Genomic DNA, 9,624 nt, shown 5'->3' with positions numbered 1-9,624 from the left:
CTACTGGAATTACTGCGAGTCTATATAATATGGTTGCTGGCGGACAGAAATTATGGATTGTTGCTGATAAAGGCCGAGAGCAGAAAGGCTACTCTTCATCTGCCCTGCTTGTACCGAATGATTCTAGTGCAGCAACGATTGAAGACTTAAAAGGAAAGAAAATCGGGATTACTCAAACAGGCTCCACATTCCATTATATGGCAGGTAGAGTATTAGAAAATCATGGCTTAAACATTGCTGACGTTCAATTAGTACCACTCAACAGTATTAAGGGTCTAATGGAAGCTTTAAATAGCAAGCAGGTGGATGCTGTTATTTTAAATGAGCCTAATATTTCAACTGTCGTACAAGAAGGATATGGAAAAGTCATTTCTCAAATTGGTGAAGAAATCGATTATCAAACTTCAGGAATTTTCTTCTCACCAGCATTTGCAGATAATAAAGATGCAGCAAAAAGATTCTTTAAAGCTTATATCAAAGCATCCCGATACTACTATGATGCCGTTTTAGTGAAAAAGGACGGAGAAACTGTACTAGGGGAAAACTATGATGAAGTTATAAATATCATTGCCAAGTATACGGACCAAGATCCTGAGCTTATCAAAAAAGGGCTGCCATATATGGATCGTGACGGTAAATTACTTGAATCTGACATTCAAACACAAATTGATTGGTATGCAAAAGAGAAACTTATCGACAAAGCTATAGATAGCAAAGAAATCGTCAACACACAATTGTTAGAGGAAGCACTAAAAGAACTAGGGGAATAACATCATGAGAATAGTCGTAGAAAACGTCAGTAAGAAATTTGCTGATTCCAAAAAAAGAGAAGTAACGGCTCTTGAAAACATTAATTTTTCCATCGAAAATCAAGAATTTGTCGTTCTCGTTGGTCCGAGTGGCTGCGGAAAATCTACCTTGCTTAATATTGTGGGAGGATTAATGTCGCCAAGTGAAGGACAAGTATATTTTGAAGGCACTGAAGGAAGGGAGCCCAATTTAGGAATCGTCTTTCAGGAAATTGCATTATTTCCATGGCGTACCGTTTTTCAAAATGTCGTTTACGGACTTGAAGAAAAGGGAGTCAGTAAAAAGGAAAGAGAAGAAAAAGGGAAATACTATATTGATATGGTAGGATTAACAGGTTTTGAAGGTGCTTATCCTAAGCAGCTTTCAGGGGGAATGAAGCAGCGTGCAGGAATTGCCCGTGCCCTTTCTGTAGAACCTGACCTCCTTCTCATGGATGAACCATTTTCTGCATTAGATGCACAAACTAGAACGATCATGCAAGAAGAGCTTTTAACGATTTGGAATCGCACTAAATTAAGTACGCTTTATGTTACACATAACATTCAGGAGGCAGTATACTTAGCTGACCGGGTTATCGTGTTGTCCCGCCATCCCGGCAAAATCAAAAGCATTATTCATATTGATTTACCAAAGATGGGCCGAGATGAAGAAAAGTATCGTAGCCAATTTGAACAATATTCCACAGATATTTGGAATTTAATACGCCATGATGCTCAGGAAGCATTGAAGGAGGCGTAGAAAATGAGTGAAAATAAACAAATCATCAAAAATCGGGTTGGGTTTCTGGAACGGAAAATTCCAACCTATGCATCCGTTTTAGGAATTACAGGACTTTTGCTCATATGGGAGCTTGTTTGCCGTATGAACATCGTTCCTCCGCTTTTCTTACCGGCACCAACAGCCATTGTAACAGCCGGATGGGAATTGATTAGCAGCGGGGAGCTTATGAAAAACCTATTAGCAAGTTTATACCGAATTGGTTGGGGCTACCTTCTTGGTGCCACTTTAGGTATTATTATTGGTCTCATTCTTGGCTTTTCAAAATGGGCTGACGCGATCTTTACACCAATCGTGTATTCAATTTATCCGATTCCAAAAATTGCTTTACTCCCGCTTATTATTTTATGGTTCGGAATTGGGGAATTGCCAAAGGTCGCTATTATTGCGCTAGGTGTATTTTTTCCAGTCCTCATTAACACCTTTTCTGGTGTAAAAAGTGTGGATCAAATATTAATAAAAGCAGCGGTCACATTTGGTTCGAATCATTTTAATGTGATTCGGAAGGTCATATTGCCTGGTGCACTTCCGACTATTTTTGCTGGTCTTAAATTAGCAGCCGGTACAGCTCTTTTGCTATTGGTATCTGCTGAAATGATTGCTGCACAATATGGAATTGGCGCAATGGTGCTGCATTACGGGAACCTTATGATCACCAATAAATTAATGGTGGGCGTTTTATTACTTTCGTTTTTAGGACTGCTTTTTAATCGGGTGCTTCAGTGGCTGGAAAGAAAGCTTATTCCGTGGAAATAGAATCTGGGACAATTCCTTACACAGGAATTGTCCTTTTTTAAAGGGATTTTTCTAGACATTACAGAATGATAATATAAGCAACATATAAGATAAAAGGGGTTTAGAAATAGTGATGATTGAACAACGATTACAAGAGCTTGGTTTAACATTACCCGAGGCAGTCCCTCCACTTTATAGCTATGTACCTATTGTGATCCACAATCATGTTGCGTATATTAGCGGCCAAGTGCCCCGGGTGAACGGGAATATCCCTTATAAAGGCAAGGTAGGTGAAGTGGTAACGATTGAACAAGCGCGTGAATTAGCAGAAATTTGTGTGTTAAAGGCATTAAGCTGCTTAAAAGAAGCTATTGGGAGTCTTGATAAGGTGGAGCAGGTTTTAAAGGTAACTGGTTATGTGCAATCGGCCCCTGAATTTTCACAGCAGCCAAATGTTTTAGACGCTGCTTCTGAACTACTAGTGAAAATTTTCGATGAAAGAGGGCGCCACGCAAGAACGGCCATTGGGGTAGCCGAGCTTCCAAGCAATACTCCCATTGAGATTGACTTTATCATTGCCATAAGGGAGTAGGAAGGGAGAGAACGATGATTTCATTAACTGATGTACAAGCGGCAAGAGAGAGAATTAAAGATATTACTTATGTCACACCGATATTGAAATCAGATCAATTATCGAAGGTTTGTGGCAAACAAATCTATTTGAAGTCAGAGCATTTACAAAAAACAGGTTCCTTTAAAATTAGAGGGGCTGCCAATAAAGTGATTCAAGCCGTTCAAGATGGGGCAAAATATGTGACCGCAGCTTCTTCTGGAAATCATGGGCAGGCAGTAGCCTATATTGCGAACCAATACGGAGTTCCGGCGACAATTGTCGTCCCTGAAGATATAAGCTTTTGTAAAGAAAACGCTATAAAAGGTTACAATGGCCGTATTGAAAAATGCGGCACAACTTCAGCTGAGCGATTACCGCGAGCGAAGGAAATAGCAGCACAAGAGAACGGGATCTATATTCCTCCTTATGATGATCCTTATATTATGGCTGGGCAAGGAACAATTGGATTAGAATTATTAGACCAAATCCACGATGTCGATGCAATTATTGTTCCAATTGGCGGCGGCGGTCTAATTTCGGGCATTTTAACAGCTATAAAGGAAAGTAATCCCAAAATAAAAGTAATCGGAGTAGAACCTGCCTTGGCTAACGATACATATCTTTCCTTTGAAAAGAAACAGATTACCTCCATTCCTGGGACGAATACGATTGCTGATGGTTTAAGAACGAATCAGCCTGGAGATCTCACTTTCCCTATACTAATGAAGTATTTGGATGATATCGTTCTCGTCAGTGAAGATGAAATCCGCAGGGCCTTTAGCTTTGTGATGGAAAGAATGAAACAATTAATCGAACCTTCAAGTGCTACAACAGTAGCAGCAGCTATGTTTAATAAATTGCCATTCCAAGAAAAAAAGATCGTTACAGTAATTTCAGGCGGAAATGTTGACCTGGGAAAAATTCCAAATTTTATCATCGATACGCAAATGTGATACGATATTTGTATAAATAACATTTAAGGTGGCTTTAATGAAATGAAAACAATTACAGCATCAGAACTTGCTGAAAAACTCACAAAGAATGAAGAAGTTATTATTCTGGATGTAAGATCTACTGATAAATACAATACCTACCATATTGATAATGAAAATGTACGTAGTTTAAACATTGAAAAATCGAACATTTTTTCTTTAAACGAAGATGATTTGGGCGTGATTTCATCCTTGCCCAAAAACGAAGAGATCATTGTTACTTGTACGACTGGAAATTCGGCAAGAAAATGTGCTGACATATTATCAGAGAAAGGCTTTAATGTTACTCTGCTATCTGGCGGTGTAACAGCTTTGAAGGAATTAAATGATTAATATGTCGTAACATTAAGAAGCAGTCAGTTGTAAATTTGGCTGCTTCTTGTTTTTGATTATTTTTTTCGTGAATCTGATAAAATGCTTATTCGATTAAATAAATAAACACAAATAAGAAAAATGATATATCCGCAAAAAGAAAACCAGTGCTTCCAAGAATCTTTATGGATAAAAAATCCGATTTCCTCCGCAAGCTTTTCTACGCATGCCATTAATAAGCTTAAAACTATAATAAAACCCGCTTTTTTCCAGACATTGATCCTATTCATCATAAATAAAAAAAAGACAATGAACAAAGGCAATCCGATTAGAGTAAACACAATATTAATAGAAAAAACATCCGGCAGAAATCTTTTTGGAAAAGAATACATACCTATGCCAACAAAAAAAAGATCAAGATAAGTTCCTATTAATGAAGCAAGAAGTATAGCAGGGACCATTTTTTTAATCTCGAAGAAAAATGGCCTTTTTTGTAATTGCTGCAAGTTCGAGCCTTTCAAGTGTTTTGCAATAGTCATTTTCAATCTCCCCATCAAATTTTTCATTTGTTTCGGCCAAGTATTGAATGACCTTCCAATCTTTAAACCAGTCCCCCGGTTCAGCTGGCGGATGCACTCTATTTTTCCATGCAAATTCTAGCCTCGGACTATAAAATTTAGATGCACCAGGGGCGAGTTGGCAAGATTTAATACTAGGTTTCAGCAACGTTCCAGGGGCCCCTTCNNCATTAAATATGTGCGGCCAGTAAATCTTTCGGGAACCTGTATGTGGATGTTCATTCGCCCAATTCTTCACAAATATATGCCGTTCTTTATGACTGAATAAAACGGCATACAGTCTCTTTCCTAAAAGGATCCGTTCATGCAAGCTTTCAAATTGGTGTAGCGTCTGCCCAACAAGTTTCAGTTTCCCATTTTCCATAAATGGAAAAAGAATATGGTTCATCGAAAGGAAATCCTGCAGCATAAATTCTAATGTCTCAAAGACATTCTTTTTATAAGCGGGATGTTTGAGCACCCTTTCTTCAAGATAGCTTTGTTCATTAACAACTAGGGCCATAGTAAGAATATATGGATCATGATTATACAAAAAATGATTCCAAATAGTTTCCATGAACGAGGATATATTTAAATGAGGCAAAAGGTGAAATAAATTTCTTCCCCTCTTTAGACTTTCTTCATAGACTAAAAATTGCGGGTAAGCATCTTGAAAAATCAGCCAATTTCCTCGTTCTAAAAAGGAAAAAAAAGAATCTGCTTCTTTTCTTGAAAGCAGTCTTTTCAGGAAGCTGCCTTTTAGATCCGTCATATTCCAGCCGCCATTTCGCGATACCATATGCCCGAGAAAGGCCCAGTGAATCTCTGGAAACCGGTTATAGAAATCTAAATAAGCTTTCGTTCGGGTGATATTGTTTTTATTTAATAGTCTTGTCCGATCATTAATTTTCTGAATAATGGACTTTTCTTCGAGGGAGAGCTCAGCTTTCGAATTAGGCATCCCGCTTTTTTTCTTTAAATCTTTCTTTATATGAATAAGCGTTTCGGAAAGTTGCGGTTTGTTTTGTTTAAATATTTTTAATAAGATGATAATCACCTTCTCAAAGAATTCTCCGGTTCTGTTTTGAATATGTATCTGTAAGACTCATATTACGAGGAGATGAATGAGATTGATGAATAATGCCATTTTGGATGGAATTAATGAACTTATAGAGATACTAAGGAAAGACCAAAAACCCGATGGAACTTGGGATTATCCATTTGAAACAGGCATTTCCACAGATTGCTATATGATTATCTTATTAAGGACATTAGAAATAAATGATGAAAAGTTAATTTTGGATTTGACGAAGAGGATATTAAGCAGGCAAGAAGAGAACGGGGCTTGGAAGCTATTTTATGATGAGGGCGATGGAAATCTCAGTGCAACTATAGAGGCTTACTATGCGTTGCTTATATCCGGATACTATGAGAAAAAGGACAATAGATTGAAAGCAGCCAAAAGCTTTATTTTGAAAAAAGGCGGCATTGGGAAAGCACATATGTTTACAAAAATCATGCTGGCAATAACTGGACAAATGAAATGGCCAAGGTTCTTTCCCGTTCCATTGGAAATGATTCTGCTTCCGCTATCATTCCCAGTAAATTTCTACAGTTTTTCCGATTACGGAAAGGTAAATCTTGCCCCAATCATGATTCTTGCAGATCGAAAGTTTCAGCTTAAATCCAGCTTGAGTCCCGATTTATCAGATTTAATCATTCAGAGAGGATCTGAGTTTGAAGGTGAATGGGATGAATGGCGTTCTATTTTCTCAACCATTGAAAAAGGGATTAAAAGTTTAATAGGATTGCCAAGCCAAATTCATAAACAGGCAACAGTACAGACGAAACAATTTATGCTTGATCGTATTGAGCCGGATGGAACCCTTTATGGATATTTTAGTTCTACATTTCTAATGATTTTTGCTTTTTTATCCCTTGGAGTTCCAAAAAAAGATTCCTTAATTACAAAGGCAATAAGTGGATTATTGACTATGAAGTGTGAAATTAAAGGACTTCCCCATATGCAATACACTACCGCAACCGTGTGGAATACTTCATTAATCAATTATGCTTTGCAGGAGACAGGCGTTTCTGATAAAGACGCAATGGTGAGAAGAGCAAACCATTATTTGCTGAAAAAACAGCAATATAAATATGGAGACTGGGTCGTAAATAATCCAAATGCATTTCCAGGAGGCTGGGGTTTTGCTGATATGAATACGATCCACCCAGATGTTGATGATACTACTTCTTCTTTAAGATCGATTGCAAGAAGTGTCATAACGAATCCGAGTTACCGTCAATCATGGGAAAGAGGGGTTTCATGGGTAATATCCATGCAAAACAACGATGGGGGCTGGCCTGCTTTTGAAAAAAATACAAATAGTAAGTTACTGCAGTTATTGCCAATTGAAAAGACTGAGTATATTTTGGCTGACCCTTCTTCTGCAGATTTGACTGGGAGAACACTTGAATTTCTCGGAAACTATACAAATCTAGCAAAGAATTATTCTGCAATCCAAAAGGGAATAAACTGGCTAACTACAAGCCAAGAAAAGGATGGTTCTTGGTATGGAAGATGGGGGATCTGTTATATTTACGGGACGTGGGGCGCCGTAACAGGGCTAAGAGCAGCTGGTGTTTTACCCGGAAATCGGACTATTATAAAAGCGATCAACTGGTTGCAGCAAATCCAAAATCCAGATGGCGGCTGGGGAGAGTCTTGTAATAGTGATAGTGAGAAAAGGTATATACCTTTAAATATTAGTACTTTAACGCATACTGCTTGGGCGGTGGATGCACTAATTTCGGTATATGAACAGCCAACTAAAGAAATAAATTCTGGGATACAGTTTATTTTAAATAACCTTAATAAAGATGACTGGACAACTGAATACCCAAAGGGCCAAGGATTGGCAGGTGACTTTTATATTCACTACCATAGCTATCGCTATATATTTTCGCTGCTGACTTTAGCACATTATAAGAAAAAATATTTTTAAAGGGTGTTGAAAGATTCTGAAAATTAAGTTAAGATAAACATAATTTCTTCACCCTATTTGCCTAATCAGCAAAAGGAAGAGAAGAATCTAGTAAATTCAATAAATTGACTGATAAGATTCCACGTCCATCCTTTGCCGGAAGGTTCTAATGGATCATTTTGCCAGTCCTTAAACACATTCATGTGAAAGGGCTGGCTTTTGTATTTTTAAGACTTTATTTGCCAGGGGTGGTTTACTTGAATGCTGCACTAGAAGGTATAAAAGTTTTAGATTTAACAAGAGTTGTTGCTGGTCCTTACTGTACGATGATTTTGGCAGACCTTCGTGATGAAACAAGGAGTTGAGGACCGCCATTTCAAATGGAGGTGAGTACATATTATTTATGTGCAAATCGCAATAAACGGAGCATAACTGTAAATCTCAAAACAGAAGAAGGAAGGGCAATCATTCGAAAGTTAGCTAAAGAGGCAGATGTTCTTATTCACAACTTTAAAACAGGTTCTATGGAAAAATGGATGCTTGATTATGAATCTATGCAATCAATAAATCCAAGATTGGTTTACTGTTCCATAACTGGTTTTGGTGAAACAGGACCTGACCGTCACTTACCTGGTTATGATTATATTATTCAGGGATTGAGCGGGCTCATTAGTATCACTGGTTACAAGGATAGTGGTCCCATAAAAATTGGAGTGGCAATGGTGGACATTCTTACAGGATTATATTCAGCCATTTCCTTCGAAGCGGCGTTATATGAAAGGGAGAAATCAGGACTAGGGCAAAAAATTGATATGTCCCTTTTGGATACCGCTGTTAGCTCTCTTGCAAATGTAGCAAGTAATTATCTCATTTAAGCGTTCACTAGCTTATTGGAACTAGCATTAAAGAACAGGGGCTAACCGCCCTTGTCCTTTGATCATAAATTAAAATGATAAGGAGTTGGATTCATGGCTGAGATTTCTAAACCGAATACTGTGATTGACGATGGCCGTATTAAAGAAGAAAAGAAGGATGATTTTGCTTTAGAAAAGGTTCCATTAGAAGGCAGGACAATGGGTTGGAAAAGTATTACCAATGTAACTCTCGGAGTCGCAACAGCAATGATTTTCATGCAAATGGGAAGCCTAATGGCAGTTAGCTTTGGGGCTGTCAATGCACTGTTAGCGGAAATATATGCAACAGTTGTAGCTGGTGCTTTAGGTATTGGAATATGTTATTATGCTGCTAAATCAGGATTAAATGTTAATTTATTGGCAAGAGGCGGGGGTTTTGGCTATATCGGGGCATCCATAACCTCCCTCATTTATGCTTTAAACTTTATCATGTACTGTGCAATTGAGGGAGCCATTATGGCATTTGCAGTACATGAATATTTGCCAAGTATTCCAGCATGGTTGCTCATGGTTATCTTTGGGTTACTTGTTGTGCCTCTCAATTGGTTTGGAATTAAACAGTTGGATAAACTGCAAAAATGGTCATTGCCAATTTTTATTATATTACTAGGTGCTGGCTTCTTTCTTGCCTTTAAGATAACTCCAAAAATTGCTGGAAATGTATGGACTTATTTACCAGAGGGGTCCGAAGTAGGCGGGGCTGCCTTGCTTGCATGTATTGGAATTATGAATGGTTTAGTCGGAATTATGGCTCTACTCGTATCAGACTATGCACGGTTTATTAAAAAAGAAGAATTTAAAATTGGTGTATTTGCTGTCGGATTTATACCTCAACTCGTTTGTTTTTTACTCATGGGAATCATTGGAATATGGTTTGGAGTTCGAATGGCGGAAGTGAATCCAGGAATTTATTTTGTTCAAATTTTAGGT

10 protein-coding genes and 1 pseudogene are annotated in these 9,624 nt (G+C 37.9%); 9 read left to right on the top strand and 2 right to left on the bottom strand.

Going from position 1 to position 9,624, the window contains the following annotated elements; all coding sequences use genetic code 11:
• The 6 genes from V7149_RS22530 to V7149_RS22505 form a co-directional block, all read left to right on the top strand.
• On the top strand, positions 1 to 770 hold a 770-nt coding region (locus V7149_RS22530; protein ID WP_335347817.1), incomplete at its 5' end, for an ABC transporter substrate-binding protein.
• 4 nt (positions 771 to 774) lie between these two features.
• Positions 775 to 1,548, top strand: a complete 774-nt coding sequence (locus tag V7149_RS22525; RefSeq protein ID WP_335347816.1) for an ABC transporter ATP-binding protein — start codon at positions 775 to 777, stop codon at positions 1,546 to 1,548.
• A 3-nt stretch (positions 1,549 to 1,551) separates the two neighbouring features.
• Complete coding sequence (locus tag V7149_RS22520) at positions 1,552 to 2,343, top strand: ABC transporter permease (RefSeq protein ID WP_335347815.1); 792 nt, start codon at positions 1,552 to 1,554, stop codon at positions 2,341 to 2,343.
• Between the two features lie 112 nt (positions 2,344 to 2,455).
• Entirely contained in the window at positions 2,456 to 2,914 is a 459-nt protein-coding gene (locus tag V7149_RS22515; RefSeq protein WP_335347821.1) for a RidA family protein, read from the top strand.
• Between the two features lie 14 nt (positions 2,915 to 2,928).
• Entirely contained in the window at positions 2,929 to 3,888 is a 960-nt protein-coding gene (locus V7149_RS22510) for a threonine ammonia-lyase (protein ID WP_335347814.1), read from the top strand.
• A 42-nt stretch (positions 3,889 to 3,930) separates the two neighbouring features.
• Entirely contained in the window at positions 3,931 to 4,260 is a 330-nt protein-coding gene (locus V7149_RS22505; RefSeq protein WP_335347813.1) for a rhodanese-like domain-containing protein, read from the top strand.
• A gap of 56 nt (positions 4,261 to 4,316) precedes the next feature.
• Here V7149_RS22505 and V7149_RS22500 read toward each other — a convergent pair whose 3' ends face one another.
• Together V7149_RS22500 and V7149_RS22495 are read right to left on the bottom strand one after the other, a co-directional pair.
• Positions 4,317 to 4,700, bottom strand: a complete 384-nt coding sequence (locus V7149_RS22500) for a CBO0543 family protein (RefSeq protein WP_335347820.1) — start codon at positions 4,698 to 4,700, stop codon at positions 4,317 to 4,319.
• Positions 4,701 to 4,704: 4 nt separating this feature from the next.
• On the bottom strand, positions 4,705 to 5,757 hold the full coding sequence (locus V7149_RS22495) for a DUF2515 domain-containing protein (protein ID WP_438824144.1): 1,053 nt from the start codon (positions 5,755 to 5,757) through the stop codon (positions 4,705 to 4,707).
• A 172-nt stretch (positions 5,758 to 5,929) separates the two neighbouring features.
• Here V7149_RS22495 and V7149_RS22490 point away from each other — a divergent pair, with 172 nt between their 5' ends.
• The 3 genes and pseudogenes from V7149_RS22490 to V7149_RS22480 form a co-directional block, all read left to right on the top strand.
• The gene (locus V7149_RS22490) at positions 5,930 to 7,801 is read left to right on the top strand and encodes a terpene cyclase/mutase family protein (protein ID WP_335347818.1); all 1,872 of its coding nucleotides are present in this window, start codon (positions 5,930 to 5,932) and stop codon (positions 7,799 to 7,801) included.
• 236 nt (positions 7,802 to 8,037) lie between these two features.
• Positions 8,038 to 8,652, top strand: a pseudogene (locus V7149_RS22485) (CaiB/BaiF CoA transferase family protein); the annotation flags it as partial.
• A 96-nt stretch (positions 8,653 to 8,748) separates the two neighbouring features.
• The coding region (locus V7149_RS22480) for a purine-cytosine permease family protein (RefSeq protein ID WP_335347812.1) at positions 8,749 to 9,624 on the top strand (876 nt) is incomplete at its 3' end.

It is taken from the genome of Bacillus sp. JJ1503, assembly GCF_036965125.1.
In the GTDB taxonomy this organism is placed as follows: Bacteria; Bacillota; Bacilli; order Bacillales; family Cytobacillaceae; genus Cytobacillus.
The sequence above is the reverse complement of the archived record's forward strand: the minus strand, read 5'-3'. Positions and strand labels throughout refer to the sequence as shown.